13 protein-coding genes are annotated in these 15895 nt (G+C 36.7%); 5 read left to right on the top strand and 8 right to left on the bottom strand.

The features are described 5' to 3' along the window. Window positions 1-145: 145 nt before the first annotated feature. Both GQR60_RS03785 and GQR60_RS03780 read right to left on the bottom strand, forming a co-directional pair. A complete protein-coding gene (locus tag GQR60_RS03785) occupies window positions 146-1924 on the bottom strand; it encodes a DNA polymerase III subunit gamma/tau (RefSeq protein WP_124991652.1) in 1779 nt (592 codons plus the stop codon). 224 nt (window positions 1925-2148) lie between these two features. Further along, window positions 2149-4344, bottom strand: a complete 2196-nt coding sequence (locus tag GQR60_RS03780) for a RelA/SpoT family protein (RefSeq protein ID WP_124991651.1) — start codon at window positions 4342-4344, stop codon at window positions 2149-2151. Between the two features lie 309 nt (window positions 4345-4653). Between GQR60_RS03780 and GQR60_RS03775 the strand changes: the two genes are divergently transcribed. The 5 genes from GQR60_RS03775 (at window position 4654) to GQR60_RS03755 (ending at window position 8903) form a co-directional block, all read left to right on the top strand. Beyond that, window positions 4654-5358 carry a uroporphyrinogen-III synthase gene (locus tag GQR60_RS03775; protein ID WP_124991650.1) on the top strand — a complete coding sequence of 235 codons (705 nt, stop codon included), beginning with the start codon at window positions 4654-4656 and terminating at the stop codon, window positions 5356-5358. Window positions 5359-5370: 12 nt separating this feature from the next. After that, entirely contained in the window at window positions 5371-6663 is a 1293-nt protein-coding gene (hemL, locus tag GQR60_RS03770) for a glutamate-1-semialdehyde 2,1-aminomutase (protein ID WP_124991649.1), read from the top strand. A 107-nt stretch (window positions 6664-6770) separates the two neighbouring features. Continuing rightward, on the top strand, window positions 6771-7712 hold the full coding sequence (locus GQR60_RS03765; RefSeq protein WP_124991648.1) for a pyridoxal-phosphate dependent enzyme: 942 nt from the start codon (window positions 6771-6773) through the stop codon (window positions 7710-7712). 23 nt (window positions 7713-7735) lie between these two features. Then, entirely contained in the window at window positions 7736-8242 is a 507-nt protein-coding gene (locus tag GQR60_RS03760) for a hypothetical protein (protein WP_124991647.1), read from the top strand. Between the two features lie 262 nt (window positions 8243-8504). Continuing rightward, window positions 8505-8903, top strand: a complete 399-nt coding sequence (locus GQR60_RS03755) for a TerB family tellurite resistance protein (protein ID WP_124991646.1) — start codon at window positions 8505-8507, stop codon at window positions 8901-8903. Window positions 8904-8954: 51 nt separating this feature from the next. Here the strand turns inward: GQR60_RS03755 and GQR60_RS03750 are convergent, their stop codons facing one another. The 6 genes from GQR60_RS03750 to hemA all read right to left on the bottom strand — a co-directional run bounded on the left by GQR60_RS03750 (window position 8955) and on the right by hemA (window position 15752). Continuing rightward, window positions 8955-9701, bottom strand: a complete 747-nt coding sequence (locus tag GQR60_RS03750) for an acyl-CoA dehydratase activase (protein ID WP_124991645.1) — start codon at window positions 9699-9701, stop codon at window positions 8955-8957. An 85-nt stretch (window positions 9702-9786) separates the two neighbouring features. Beyond that, window positions 9787-11061, bottom strand: a complete 1275-nt coding sequence (locus tag GQR60_RS03745) for a double-cubane-cluster-containing anaerobic reductase (protein ID WP_124991644.1) — start codon at window positions 11059-11061, stop codon at window positions 9787-9789. A 213-nt stretch (window positions 11062-11274) separates the two neighbouring features. Further along, window positions 11275-12306, bottom strand: a complete 1032-nt coding sequence (gene hemE / locus GQR60_RS03740) for a uroporphyrinogen decarboxylase (RefSeq protein WP_124991643.1) — start codon at window positions 12304-12306, stop codon at window positions 11275-11277. A gap of 89 nt (window positions 12307-12395) precedes the next feature. Continuing rightward, a complete protein-coding gene (gene hemB, locus GQR60_RS03735; RefSeq protein WP_124991642.1) occupies window positions 12396-13388 on the bottom strand; it encodes a porphobilinogen synthase in 993 nt (330 codons plus the stop codon). Between the two features lie 81 nt (window positions 13389-13469). Then, a complete protein-coding gene (gene hemC, locus GQR60_RS03730) occupies window positions 13470-14396 on the bottom strand; it encodes a hydroxymethylbilane synthase (protein ID WP_124991641.1) in 927 nt (308 codons plus the stop codon). 102 nt (window positions 14397-14498) lie between these two features. Next, entirely contained in the window at window positions 14499-15752 is a 1254-nt protein-coding gene (gene hemA, locus GQR60_RS03725; RefSeq protein ID WP_124991640.1) for a glutamyl-tRNA reductase, read from the bottom strand. Between the last annotated feature and the right edge of the window lie 143 nt (window positions 15753-15895).

Here is a 15895-nt window from a genome sequence, read left to right as displayed (position 1 = left end):
ATTTTTTTTATTTTCCGATTTAAAAGAATCTATTTTTTAAGGATTTTTTTCTTTAATTACAACTACCTAAAAATTAGGCTTCTGTACAAAAACAGAAGCCTAATTTAAACCATTATATATATGCTGTAAATCATATCTTCAATTTTTATTCAAAATCTAAGGAAAATTTTTGCTTAAGAAACCCTAATGCAGGATTTTTCTCACACAAATAGTTAAATCGATCCGAATCGGTATACATTCTTTTTGCTGTTTTTATTTGAATGATTTCTGTCTCAATCTGAATGTCTGAATTGTTTAATTCTTTTCTCAAATAGTTCCGCACCTCATTTTTCACTGAGACAACATCATCTTCCTGTAAAGGATTACTAACCATCAGAACAACACAATCGTCCCCAACTATTTTAGGCTTATTAACCGTAATAGCCAATCGAATACGATCACTTTTCCCCTTGACAATTATATATTCTTTTAGCTTTGCTTCCAGCTTTTCCTGTGTAATTGGTTCACTACCGATAACAATAGATTCAATAGTACTAACAGCCTTTTTATCTTTGGGTTTGCTTGCAATATTGGTACGCGAAATACCACTGTTTAAAGCTTGCTTGATAGAGACTGAACTTGCAAAGTTGGATTTTGAAGCAACACCTACGCCATTGCTCTTTTCCTTATTTCCGTTGTAAACACCACCAGTATCATTTACTGTTTGTATTGTTTGAACATTTGAATTATGAGTAGCCTCTGGTTTAACCACAGCACTTGTGGCCTCTCCATCAACAATTATTTTCTGAATTTTTTTTTTGTTCAGATTTAATTCAAGTCCTTTTTTTTTTAATTCAATTATCTGTGATAATTGAATTAAGCTTAATTCGATAAGAAGTCTTTGATTTTGACTTGCTTTAAAACCAATATCACATTGATTTAAGATTTTGAGTGCTTCATATAAAAAATCAAGCGGGCATTTTTTTGACTGCTCTACATATTTTTGTTTTACCGAATCGCTAACCTCGAGCAATTGAACTGTTGCAGGATCTTTTCCTACCAATACATCCCGAATGTGAGCGCTCAACCCGGCAACAAAATGATGTCCGTCAAATCCTTTCTCAAGAATTTCATTAAGCATGAGAAGCACATCACTTACTTTTCCATCCAGAAAAGCATCTACCATTTTAAAATAGTAGTCGTAATCTAAAACATTTAAATTCTGAATAACACTTTCGAAAGAGATCTCTTTACCGGAAAAACTTACAATCTGATCAAAAATAGAGAGAGCATCACGCATAGCTCCATCTGCTTTTTGAGCGATAACATTTAAACCTTCCTCTTCGATTACAACTGATTCCTTTTCTGCAATTTCTTTAAGATGTTTAACTGAATCTTCAACCTTGATCCTATTGAAATCAAAAATCTGACAACGCGACAGAATTGTAGGAAGTATTTTGTGTTTCTCGGTTGTAGCCAACACAAAAATGGCGTGAGCCGGAGGTTCTTCCAGAGTTTTCAGAAAAGCATTGAATGCCGAAGCCGAAAGCATGTGAACCTCGTCAATAATATATATGCTATAGCTGCCAATTTGTGGTGGTATTCGAACCTGATCAATCAAGGAACGAATGTCTTCAACAGAATTGTTCGATGCAGCATCTAATTCGTGAATATTGTAAGAGCGATTCTCGTTAAAAGCAACACATGATTCACACGTATCACATGCTTCGAAATCGGAACTTATATTTGAACAATTAATTGTTTTTGCAAATATTCTTGCACAGGAAGTTTTTCCAACACCACGAGGACCGCAAAACAAATAGGCATGAGCCAAATGATTGTTTTTAATGGCATTTTTAAGGGTGACTGTAATTGACTGCTGACCTACAACCGATGAAAAAATCGAAGGGCGGTATTTGCGTGCTGAAACAATATAATTCTCCATAAACTCTGACAAAAAACCAAATTGGTTTCATTTTTTTTAGAAATTCAAATATACTGAATCAATCTAAATAAAACACCAAAGGAGTTGCAGGATTTTCAATAAAAACGACTAAGCTTCTTATTAAAAGCCTGTTAATTAGGAAATCATCTTGAAGATATTTATCTGTATAAAAAAGGGATGCAACTTTACAGCGGCATCCCTTTCATATAATTATTTGTATACTGCTAATTTACAGGATCGTATCTTGTTACACGATGCACACCTTTAACACGTTTTAATTTCACAATTAAGGTATCAAGATGCTCGGTACTTGCAATTACAACAGTAACATTCCCTACAAAGGAGCCTGCGTTTGTATCTACAGAGATGGATCTCATTTGCACCCGAAGGTCTTTAGAGATAACATCGGATATATTACTTACAATTCCCAGCTCATCGTCTCCTGTAATGTGAAGTACGGCTTGATAAGAAGCAGAACCTTTATCAGTCCAATTTGCTTTTACTACCCGGTACGGGTAGCGCGTTTGCATCTCACCAGCATTTGGACAACCTAATCTGTGAATTCGAATGCCTTTACCGATTGAAATGAATCCGAAAATTTCATCACCAAAAATTGGATTACAACAATTTGCCAATGAATATTCAACATTAGAAACGTTCTCATCAACAATTAATACGTCTTCGCCTTCTTTCGTGATTTTCTTCGAAGAATAATCGGGACGTTCTTCAGGAACAGTCTTCTCAACTTCTTTTTTATCAGTAAGAATATCTTTTATTTCAGATAATTCATGCTGTTCCAAAGCAATTCCCTGATACAAGTCAGCAGCAATTTTGTACTTGTAGAAAGTCATTAACTTTCTAATATTTTCATCACAAAACTCGATTTTCCAATTCTTCATTCTGCGTTTCAGAGTCTCTTTTCCAAGATCAGACTCCTTAAGCATCTCCTCTTTTATCGTCTGACGAATTTTATTTTTCGCTTTTGTAGAAACCACAAAATTCAACCAATCTAATTTCGGCTTTTGGGAATTGGAAGTCGTTACCGAAACCTGGTCTCCATTATTTAGAACCTGCCTAATGGATACATTCTTCTGATTGACCGTACCACCTATACATTTATCACCAACATCGGAGTGAATTGAATACGCAAAATCGAGTAAAGTTGCTCCAGCTGACAATTGTTTTAAATCACCTTTAGGCGTAAATACGTATATTTCCTTGTGGTATAAATCAGCTTTAAAACTATCAATTAAATCAATGGAATCGCTTCCGTGACTTTCAATAACTTCCCGAATATCCTGCAGCCATGCATCCAATCCTCCTTCTTCGCTTTTTCCACCTTTATATTTCCAGTGCGCAGCAAACCCCTGCTCGGCAATGCGGTTCATCCGTTTGCTGCGAATCTGAACCTCTACCCAACGATTATCAGGCCCCATAACAGTGGTATGAAGAGATTCGTACCCATTTGATTTTGGAATGGTGATCCAATCTCTTAGTCGATTGGGATTAGGTCGGTACAAATCACTAACAGCAGAATAAACTTTCCAACATTCAGATTTCTCTTTTTTCGGCGTCGCTTTTAATATGATCCGAATGGCAAATATATCGTAAACCTCCTCAAACTCAACTTGTTTCTTCTGCATTTTATGAAGAATCGAAGCGATGGATTTTGTTCGCGCTTTTACTTTGTATTTCATTCCGAACTGATCCAATTCAGCTTTAATTGGATCCACAAAATCTTTAATATATTTCTGTCGTTGCTCTTCACTATCCTTCAATTTCTTTTCAATCTCGAAATAAACATCAGGATTTAAATAACGCAATGCCAAATCTTCCATGTCAGATTTCACATTGTACATTCCTAAACGATGTGCAAACGGAATATACAGAAACTCTATTTCTCTCGCTAAGGCTTTCTGAAATTCGATCGGTTTATGCTCTAAGTTTCTCAAATTAAACAAGCGATCTGCCATAATGATAAGAACCACGCGAACATCATCGGCAAAGCTTAACAGCAGCTTCCTGAAATTCTCTGACTGAAGAGTTGGATTTTGATTGTAAATATCAGTTACCTTAACCAACCCCTGTATTATCTGAGTTACTTTTGGCCCAAACAGCTCAGAAATTTCTTCTAAAGAGATTCGTTTTTTCTGAACAATATCATATAGTAGAGAGCAAATTACAGAAGTCCTTCCAAGTCCGAGTTCTTCTACAACAATCTGAGCTATCGAAATACTTTTATAAATTGCCGGTTCCCCGTTAGTCCTTCTTTCTCCCTCATGATCTTTCAAGCTTAATTCAAATGCTTTTCGAACTAATTTTATATCTGCCCTGGTAACAATATTTTTACACGTAACAAGCAAATGCTTGTACCGATACAAAATCTGTCTTCTCTCTTCTTCCCTGTTGAATTCAGTCATAAATATCTTTCTGATTTTAAATCTTTGCTTTGTTTTGAATTTTGATTAAAACTGATTCTTCATGATCTTTCGGCATTCGAAACAATGATCTCGTCCCATTTTTAAGCACACTAAAAGTATAAAAGCTATTAATGAATGGCAAGCAGGTTAATACTTTTTAACGATTCCAAATTCTTGTAATTCAAAGATACTCATCTGAAGATCTAATTTTCAATCAATTGATAAAATAATACATTTCAAGAGCATAAAAAATGGTCTGATTTGCTAAATTTGTTAGCTTGCGATCAGAAATCATTTTGAAATCTATTTATGTCTCTAACAGATAAAAAAAATATTCTTTTTACCAGATCTCTAAGTTCTGAACACATAATGTATGCTGAAAAACTAGGCCTGGAAGTTACCGCAAAGCCATTTATTCAAATTGATCTCATGCCTCTTTCTAAAGAAAAGACAGATCTGATTAATTCAAAACCGGAATCAAATTGGATTTTCACAAGTCAGAATGCGGTTAAGAGTATTGCAGAGAACCTAAGCTCGCTAATTGCTTTGGAAGAAAAAAAAGTATTTGCTATTGGAGAAAAAACAGCAGAAGAACTGCTCAAAATTGGCATAGAAGCTTTACTTCCGGAACAACACAACTCGCAATCTTTACTTCAGTTACTTGAAAAACAAAGCGCCTCCTCTTACATTCATTTTTCAGGAAATTTAAGACAAAATAATATTTCTGATTTTATGACTGAAAAAGAATTTGATTTTGAGGAAATAGAGTGCTACCAAACAAATTTACATCAACCGGATGTTACTATTACTGATTTTGATGCCATTTGTTTTTGCAGTCCGAGTGCTGTTTATAGTTTTTTTAACAGATACAAAATAAACGAAACTGTCCCCTGTTTTGCTATTGGAAGTACAACCGCAGTAAAACTGCTGGACTTCTCCGAACATGTTGTCATGTCTGAAAATACAAACGTTTATTCCTTACTCGAAATTTGTCACAATTACTTAAATTCATAAAACCTATACAATATGCATCAATACAAAAGAAGTTCCGAATTATTTACAGAAGCCAACAAATACATTCCAGGAGGTGTAAACTCGCCGGTTAGAGCATTTAAATCTGTTGGCGGAACTCCTGTCTTTATCAAAAAAGCAAAAGGAAGTATTCTTACCGATGTTGACGGAAATGAGTACATCGATTACATTTCATCGTGGGGTCCAATGATTTTAGGACATGCATATCCTAAGGTTATAGATGCTATCAAAGCAAAAGTTGAAGATTCAACATCCTTTGGTGCTCCAACAGAACTGGAAATTGAGATTGCCAAATTAATTGTGGACATGGTTCCAAATATTGATAAGGTGAGAATGGTTAATTCCGGTACCGAAGCATGTATGAGTGCCATTCGTGTGGCCAGAGGTTATACCGGCCGAAATAAATTTATCAAATTTGAAGGCTGTTATCACGGTCATGCCGATTCATTCCTAATTAAAGCCGGCAGCGGAGCAAGTACCTTTGGGGTACCAAATTCACCGGGTGTTACTCCTGGTACAGCAAACGACACGCTAACTGCCAAGTACAATAACATTGAAGACGTAAAACAATTAGCTGCAGAAAATAAAGGTGAAATTGCGGCTGTAATAGTAGAAGCAATTGCTGGAAACATGGGCTGTGTGCTTCCTAAAAAAGGATTTCTGGAAGATTTACGTGAACTATGTGATAAAGAAGGAATACTGTTGATTTTTGACGAAGTAATGTCTGGTTTCCGCCTGGGAAAAGGTGGTGCTCAGGAATACTTTGGTGTTAATGCTGATTTGGTAACTTTCGGTAAAGTGATTGGAGGAGGAATGCCAGTGGGAGCTTATGCCGGCCCCGACGAAATCATGAAGGTCGTTTCGCCTGTTGGACCAGTTTATCAGGCAGGAACCTTATCGGGGAACCCTATTGCTATGATTGCAGGATTAACCCTGCTAAAAGAGCTTAACGAGAACCCTCACTACTTCACTGAACTTGCGGATAAAACAGAATATCTTCACAAAGGATTGGATAAGGTGCTTTCGGAATCGGGGTTCGCTTACAAAATTAACCGTTGTGGCTCCATGATTAGTGTTTTCTTTACTGATGTTGATGTGGTGGATTTTGACACTGCAGCAACCGCTAACAACGAAAATTTCCCAAAATTCTTTCATGAAATGCTAAAAAGAGGAATTTATCTTCCTCCATCATCATTCGAAAGTTATTTCCTATCTAATTCATTGACCTATGAGATGCTTGATAAAACCATTCAAGCAGCAAAAGATTCACTTGAAGCGATGAAATAATTTCTTCTTTTGAAATACTTGCAAAGTGGAATTTCATTATAAGATTCAAGCTCATTTGTAACCCGGCTTTGGTCGGGTTACAATCACAAACCAAAAACTCCAACAAAATGATTATCACAAAAGAAAGTTTACAGGAAGCACACAAAAGAATTCAAAAATTCATTCATCGAACACCTGTTATGAGCTCTCAACTCATCAACCAAATTGTTGGAGCTGATATCTACTTTAAATGTGAAAATTTTCAGAAAATGGGCGCGTTTAAAATGCGTGGAGCTACAAATGCTATTCTTCAACTATCAGAAACAGAAAAAGAATTTGGAGTTGCCACTCATTCATCGGGCAATTTTGCTCAGGCAATAGCGCTTGCCGCAAAAGCGCAAGGCATTAAAGCATACATTGTAATGCCCTCGAATGCTCCTGAAATAAAGAAAACAGCGGTAAAAGGTTACGGTGGAGAAATTATTGAATGCATACCAACCCTTGAGGCAAGAGAAACTACTCTAAACGAAGTTGTCAATAAAACCGGGGCGGTTTTTTTGCATCCCTACAATGATTATCAGGTAATTGAAGGACAAGCAACCGCTGCAATGGAATTGATTGAAGATCATGATGATTTGGATGCAATTTTCGCTCCTGTTGGTGGCGGAGGTTTACTATCCGGTACAGCTTTAGCCGCACATTATTTTTCGCCAAACACAAAAATAATAGCTGGTGAACCTATGGGTGCTGATGATGCCTGGCAATCTATGCAAAAAGGTGAAATTGTTCCGCAAACCAATCCTCAAACTATTGCAGATGGTTTGCTAACCTCATTGGGAGATAAGACATTTCCAATTATTAAGGAACATGTTGAAGAGATTATCAGAGTGGAAGAAAAAGAAATAATTGCAGCAATGAGGCTGATTTGGGAGCGAATGAAGATCATTGCAGAACCATCCAGTGCAGTCGCTCTTGCTGCTTTAATAAAAGAGAAGAAAAAATACAAAGGCCAAAAAGTTGGAATTATTCTTTCGGGCGGAAATGTGGAGTTAAGGAGGTTGCCGTTTTAAGAAAACCAATAATTCTAAATTCAATGGAACTTAAGAAACTACTCGACCCTTTTCCGGTAAAAGAAGAAGCCAGATTGGTTGCTCGAAGTATCGCAGAGAATCCCACGTATATAAAAGAACTGTGGGATATTTGTATCAGCAATGAGAATCATTCCTGGCGGGCCACTTGGATTTTAGATAAGGTTTATGATATTGCTCCTGATTTGGTTCGCCTGTATCTACCTCAAATGATTGAGATAGTCCCTACTCTTTCCAACGAAAGCAAATTAAGGCAATATTTAAAACTGATTAGTTTAGAACCTCTTCCAAGCAATATATCCGGTGATTTCATCAATTACTGCTTTGATACTTTGATTTCCAGCACATCAGCCATAGCAATTAAGGTATATGCTATGCAAATTCTATACAATTTCTCTTTACAAGAGCCGGATATACAAAATGAACTAGCTCTCGTGATCGAAGAGCAAATGGAAAATGGAAGCGCAGGGTACTGTTCCCGTGCCCGCAGAATACTAAAAGCCATTAATTAATCAATAAAGAATTAAAGCCCTTTATTGATTTATCCAATTCTTATATATAGCTCCGGAGGAGCTTAAGACCAATTCAAAATAGTACGATAATCCGCTCAAATTTGGTTGTAATTGGTCTACCCCTGTATTTTAATACCAATTGAGGCAAAATTAATGTATTCCATTATTGTATGATAATTTCTTTACACAATTCTCACTCAATTGTAGTAACTTAGACTATGGACAATTTGTGAGATTTGGTATCTACTTTAAAAGATATGCCATGAGAAAGGAAGAAAAATTATACGAAGTATTTGGAGAATTACTGTATGCCCTGGCAAAAGCAGATGGAGTGATTAAGAAAGAAGAAAAAGAAACTCTTACACAATTATTGAAAAATCATGCTCTTGGCTCTGAAATATTATGGTCGTTTGAGTTTGAGGAGTCACACAACTCTTCGGTTGAAGAAATCTATAATAAGGTGATTAATTTTTGTCATGTATATGGCCCGGCTCCACAATACGATGAATTCATTACCGCCATGAAGATTGTTGCTGATGCCTCTGATGGAATGACAGCAAAAGAACACAAATTGATTAGTTCTTTTTCGGAAGATTTAATGGAAAGATTTCAACGTGACATTGATAAACTAAAACAGTTCGAAAAAAAGGAATACAGATAATTCCTTGTTTCAAACAATTACATAAGCCACCTGCAGGTGGCTTTCTCGTTTTTATAAAAATCCTGCTAAAACAGCAGCTCCGTATGCACCTACAAACTGAGGAGATGTTGGAATAATCAGATCATCTCCAAAAGTCTGTTTCAAGAGATGTATCATACATGCATTATTTGCAACACCGCCGGCAAATAAAATTGGAGTTTTTAAACCCTGACGTTTAATCATTCCAACAGCACGACGGCACACCGATTGATGAACAGCCAATGCAATATCAGCCCGCAGACAACCTTTCGCCAAAAGAGAAGTAACCTCCGACTCTGCAAATACAGCACACATGCTGTTAATTTCTATTCCCTCCTGTCCTTTTAATGCTTCCAAACCAAGAGTGTTTTGCTGATAACCTAGACTTACTGCCATCAATTCAAGAAATTTACCGGTACCTGCAGCACATTTATCATTCATCTCAAACTTAAACACTTTTCCATTTTCATTCAAAGAAATAACCTTGGTATCCTGCCCTCCAATATCAAGAATTCCCCGAATACCTGGATGTAATGTCGCTGCTCCTGTTCCATATGCCTTAATTTCCGTTATGGTCGGATAATCAAAGGCAATCTCAAGACTTGCGCGGCCATAACCCGTGACCATCACTTTATCGAACGAAATATCAGCAATTAATTCCTGAACACGCTCCACCGGATTGTAACCAGATTCGGACTGCCTGCTCACAACAACCTCTCCGTCTTCAATCACAACCAACTCTATGCTTCTGGAGCCAATATCTATTCCGGCATGTCTCATTCCAATAATTTTGTATATTGTTTCTGATGCAAATAAAAAAACTGAGAATGCAGCAGCCCTCTCAGTTTTTTTATTTCAATTCTATTTATTTTATTATTTCAACAAATGCTTCTACACGAGTTGACAATTGTCCCATATCTTCCTGGCTGTAATCAGTCTCAAGTCTCAATACGGAAACACCATCTTTTTCCAACGTTTTTTCTACAGAGAAAGATTCCATGATATACGGCTGACAGAATTGAAGTCCGTAATGAATCACACCGTCGGCATTTGTATTTTTAGCCATTTCTTTGATGTGCTCTACGCGCTCCTGATTTGGTGTAAATACTGCACAATCAATTTTAAAATAACGATCAACAACAGCATCAATAAGGCCATCAATTGTATCCGCAGAAGCGTCGGTTGTATTTCGCTGACCACGCTCACCAATACATGATTCTTCACCAACAATTACTGCACCTGTGGCTTCGATTACAGCAGGAACTTTCCAATTTGGAATTGCCATAGGACAACCAGAGATAACAACACGGGGAGCGTTTTCAACTTTTGCGCCTTTATTTTCTTTTACAAACAATTCCAATTCATCACATAAGGCATTAACCTTCCCGGTAAAACGAACAGGATTATCCAGAAAGGCAATTTGGTTAATTAATAACGCATCTAAACCCGAAATTGGACTTGGATTGGCCGTGCGAAGTTTAGACAGACGAGCTAATGCATTTCGCTTTGCATTTACAGTAGCAATTCCTTGTTTTAAATCTTCCAAACCGATTCTTTTGCCTGTCATTTCCTCTAACTTAGCAATAAAAGCCTCATATTCATGCTTTAATAATTTTCTTGCCATTGGAGCCTTGTTTTGAGGAAGATCCATTTGAAAGAAATTTGGCACCATCTGACTAAATATCTCGAATGATTTTTTCTTTCCATCGCAGGTATTCTCACCTACAATAAGGTCTGAAACTTCCATATATGGACAAACCTTACCTAATTTGAAACCAAAGAATGATTTGATTAACGAACAAGTATTACGAGGCAGTACTTTCTCAACTTCTTCCTGAGCAAAATCAGCTCCTGCACACAATCCTACAGATGTGCAACCTGCTGCAAGTACAAGCTCTTCAGGTACAAAAACACAAAAAGAACCAATTATTTTTCGCCCAGCCTCCTGCTCATCACGCAACTCCTGAATTCTTAACCCGTGAGCTTCGCTCATCACAAAATCGAAATATCCCATTCCTTCCGGACGATGTTCCTGCGACATGAAAATGGATTGATACGCACCACCTAAATTCTCTAGTAAAGCATCGTGATTATCAAGGTTTAAGCCAAGATCAGTCCACATTTTTGTATAATCTGCCATTGTTATTCTATTTTTATTGATTTTCGGCTGCAAAAGTAGAAATCATAAAAACCCATTCCTAACTACCCGGTAAGTTTTTCAACATAAATTTATTTGTTTTAAGATCAACTACTGATATAAATTATTCAGTAAACTCCAGTTTGCTTAATCTAAATCCAAACAAAAAAGAGGTGCCTATACTGACACCTCATTCTATAATTTTCATTCGAGAGTTTATCTTCCCCAATCAGATTCTTTCACCTTTTTCACAAGATATTCCACATTCTCAACCGGTATTGAAGGCAATAGCCCGTGTCCCAAATTGAAGATCCATTTGTGATCTTTTCGTCCATAATTCAGGAAGTATTCAAATTCCTGATCGATAGCTTGTGGTGTAGCCTCCAATATACGAGGATCGAAGTTCCCTTGCAGAATCATCTCTTCGCCAACAATTCCTCTCACCTCATGCAATGGCATTTGCCAATCAACACTTACACAATCGCACAAATCGTAGTTCACCATATTGATACCAGTTCCCAATCCTTTTGGCAGGTAAATGGTCTTCACTCCTTTTTCACGAACTGCACCTAAAACAGCCTTAACGGATGGTAAGAAAACCTCTTTATACAATTCAACAGGAATCAATCCAGCGTGAGTTTCAAATAATTGAAATGCCTTAACACCATGTTCAACTTGCTTTAATGCATAGTGAATACTCATCTCTGTAATTTTAGCAACCACCTTTTTCATAAGTGCTTTATCACGATAGATCGCAGGAACAAAATCAGGGAAATTCTGATTTCGACTGAAACCTTGATACATATAACACAAAGTAGTTAAAGGACCGCCACAAAATCCAATTAATGGAATCTCGTTTGGCTTGGTTTCTAAAATACGGTCAATCGCTTTATAAATATGCTCAAGTTTTTCAGGCTTGCCGGATAAAAATGACAGAGGATCCGAAACATCTTTTAAGGCTGTTGCAAAACTAGGCCCCTTTCCTTCAAAACTCAATTCCATTCCTAAAGCTTCCGGAATCACCAAAATATCAGAAAACAAAATAGCAGCATCAACTCCCAAATCATGAATTGGTAATAAAGTAACCTGAGCCGCCAATTCCGGATTCTCCATCATTTCTTTAAAACCATATTTCTCACGCAGTTTCATGTAGGAAGGAAGTACCCTGCCCGCCTGACGCATGAACCATACTGGTGGTCTCTCTCTCTTAATTCCGTTAATTGTATCTAAAAAAATTGATTGACTCATATGCTGGTAATCGGTAAATTGTTAATAGTAATTAGAATAGTAAACGTAAAAAATCTGCCATCGATTAAAAATAAATACCCGCTGGTAATTTACATCCTGCCATTTAAAATATCAGCAACCTCTTTAGCGTGATAAGTTATAATAATATCAGCTCCGGCTCTTCTGATTGAAGTCATAATTTCCATCATTACACGCTTGCCATCAATCCAATCGTTAGCTTCTGCAGCTTTCACCATAGAGAACTCACCACTTACATTATAAGCCGCCACAGGAATATTAAATTCATTTTTTACTCTGTAAATCACATCAAGATAACTCATAGCAGGCTTTACCATTACAATATCAGCTCCTTCAGCAATATCCATCTCAACTTCACGAATGGCTTCATCGCTATTTCTAGGATCCATTTGGTAGGTAGATCTATCTCCAAATTTAGGTGCGCTATCAGCCGCATCTCTAAACGGACCATAAAATCCAGATGCATATTTTGCAGAATAAGCCATAATGGGCATTTTCTCGAAACAATTCTCATCCAAAGCTTTTCTCATGTATCCAATTCTTCCATCCATCATATCACTTGGCGCCACCATATCAACTCCAGCTTCAGCCAAAGAAACAGCTTGTGCGGCCAATGTCACCAATGTCTGGTCATTATCAACATCACCATCAACAATAGTTCCGCAATGACCGTGAGTTGTGTATTCACAGTTACAGATATCAGCGATGATATACATTTCAGGGTAAGTTTCCTTAATGGCACGGGTAGCTTTTTGTACAATACCATGCTCGTGAGTTGCAACAGTTCCATCTTCATCTTTCGACTCAGGAATACCAAAAAGCAATACTGATTTTACGCCTGACTCCAATAATTCGCCACACTTTTTCACTAACATGTCTACCGATAACTGATTGTTTCCCGGCATACTTTTAATCGGATTTTGAACATTTTCTCCCGGACAAACAAAAAGGGGCATGATTAAATTATCAACAGAAAGAGATGTTTCTGCAACCATGTTACGAACTACTTTGCTATAACGCAATCTTCTTAATCGTGTCTCTGGGAAAAGAGGTCTTAAACTCATAATGTTGTATTTTTTGTATTTGTGTATAAATTAGTTGTCAATTTAAGTATATCAATCCTTTTGATAAATTATCACCAAAAATTAAAGATAGAAATTTATTCCTTTTTCTTTACAAATTGATTTCATCTTAATGGCTAATTCTTTCGCATTCTCAATCGATTCTTCTACAGGAACTTCAATTCCTTCTGCAATGAACTGGTTCGTTTTTAAATCACCTACAATAGCAACCATATTCAAAATATTGTCCGAAACAACGGCATGTGCAGCCAAAGGAAATTTACATCCCCCTTCTATTTCGGCCATAAATGCCCGTTCGGCCTTAACTGCAATTTCGGTATCGCGATGATTCACTTTTTGAAGTATTGCAATGGTTTCAGGATCGTTACTTCTGCACTCAATTGCAATAGCACCTTGTCCAATAGCAGGAATGCATAAATCAATATCCAGGAGCAAATTCTCATCATATTCTTTACTCATACGGTTTAAACCCGCAGCAGCCAAAATAATTGCATCGTATTCACCATCCATTAGTTTTTGAAAACGACTATCAATGTTTCCTCTGATTTCTTTAAACTCGATATCCTTACGGAGATTAGCAAATTGAACCCTTCTTCTTGGACTTCCGGTTCCTAATACAAATCCTTCCGGCATATCTTCGATGGAACTTCCGTTACGGGTCAAAAAAACATCACGTGCATCTTCACGTTCGGGAAAAGCTGCCAATTGCAAACCCTTAGGGTGTGCGCTCGGAACATCTTTTAAACTATGAATTGCAATATCAGCTTCATTTTCCAACAAAGCATGTTCCAACTCCTTTACAAACACACCAGTACCACCAAACTCTGTTAAAGAACGATTTAACACCCTATCACCCTGAGTGCTAAACTTTTTCACTTCGAATTCAATTTCAGGATTGGCATTTTTCAGTAATTCCACAGTTTGCATGGTTTGCGTGTAAGCAAGCAAGCTAGGACGGGTGGCAACAACTATTTTCATTTTAGAAATCATAGTCTTATGTTTTCAGGAAGTTTATAAATTTAATATTAGCTAAAATAAAAAAGCCATATAAAACAAGGTTTATATAGCTTTTTATCGAAAGCCTGCAAAGCTTTACGAATCCAAATCTTTAAAAATCATATCTATTGTTTCCATTGGACTGGATTGTTTTTTGTGATGATCTTTTAAGTGATTGATACATGCTCTGGCAATCTTATTCACAATGTTACTGGTGATGTGCTCCACTTTTTTCAGTTCATCATCAGTCAATTTATTTTTGTGATAATCCAACTCTTTCCGTTGAACTTTCTGTAAATTCTCTTTTAAAGCAATAATTACAGGAGACAAGTATTTCACCTCAAGCCAACTGTAAAATTCACTTATCGATCCATAAATTATACCTTCTGCCTGCGGAATGCAATCTTTTCTTTGCTGAATGGCATCTGAGATATGTTTCGATAGTTCATCAACAGTAATCACCAAAACGTGATCTAACTTATCTATTTCAGGATGAACATTTCTAGGAACAGAAAGATCCAAAATCAATTTGCATTGATCACTCCCATTAAAATGTTCCGGTAACAAGGTAGGTTGCGGAGCTCCGGTAGCTACTATGATAACCTCAGCCTTTTCTACCTCTTCAATTAATTTACTAACAGATTGGTACTTTACATTAAATTTGTCCGCAAGTGCCTCAGCTTTGGCCTCAGTTCTGTTTATTAAAGTCAACGAGCGGTTATTCATGTGCTTCAATAAGTTACCACAAGTATCCTTCCCTATATCGCCGGTTCCGTACAACAAAAAACTGCACGATTCCAAAGTTGAAACCTTATCCTTAATATACTGAACTGCTGCATGAGAAACAGAAGCGGCTCCTTTACTTATTTCGGTATTTGTTTTTATTTTTTTACTTGCCTGAAAGGCAAATGAAAACAAGCGATTTAAAAATGGATTCACCATACCCATTTCTTCTGCTAACTGAACGGCATTTTTGACTTGTCCAACAATTTGAAAATCCCCAATAATCTGAGAATCTAATCCTGAAGTAACCCTATATAAGTGGTGAATACAATCATTACCAAACAAAGTATAACCATGAGAATCAAAATCCTCCCGATTGCCTTCGCTGTATTTTAAGAATAAATCAGTAATAAACTCCGATTGGCTTGTGTGAGCATAGATTTCAGTACGATTACAAGTAGAAAGAACTACGAATCCATCGATTTGATTTTCTTTTGCCTCTTTCAGTAAATTTTCCTGCTGTTCTGCAGTAAATGAAAATTTCCCCCTAACATCAAGAGCTGTTTTCTTATAACTAATTCCTAAAACAAATAATTTCTGTAAATTTTCTCGTATTTGTGACGACATAAAACGAAATTTATTTTGAAACCTACCAAAAATTCATAAATGAAAGTCTGTGTATGCTGTGTCAAATATAAAAGTAATTATTTAAAAATCCTTGTGTTTTCAAATCCTTTACCCTTATTCTACTTAGCACTTTGTCCATTATG

The sequence above is a fragment of the Labilibaculum euxinicum genome, from assembly GCF_009795715.1.
Lineage (GTDB): Bacteria > Bacteroidota > Bacteroidia > Bacteroidales > Marinifilaceae > Labilibaculum > Labilibaculum euxinus.
Note: the sequence above shows the minus strand (reverse complement) of the source record. Positions and strands in the feature narration are given on the sequence as shown.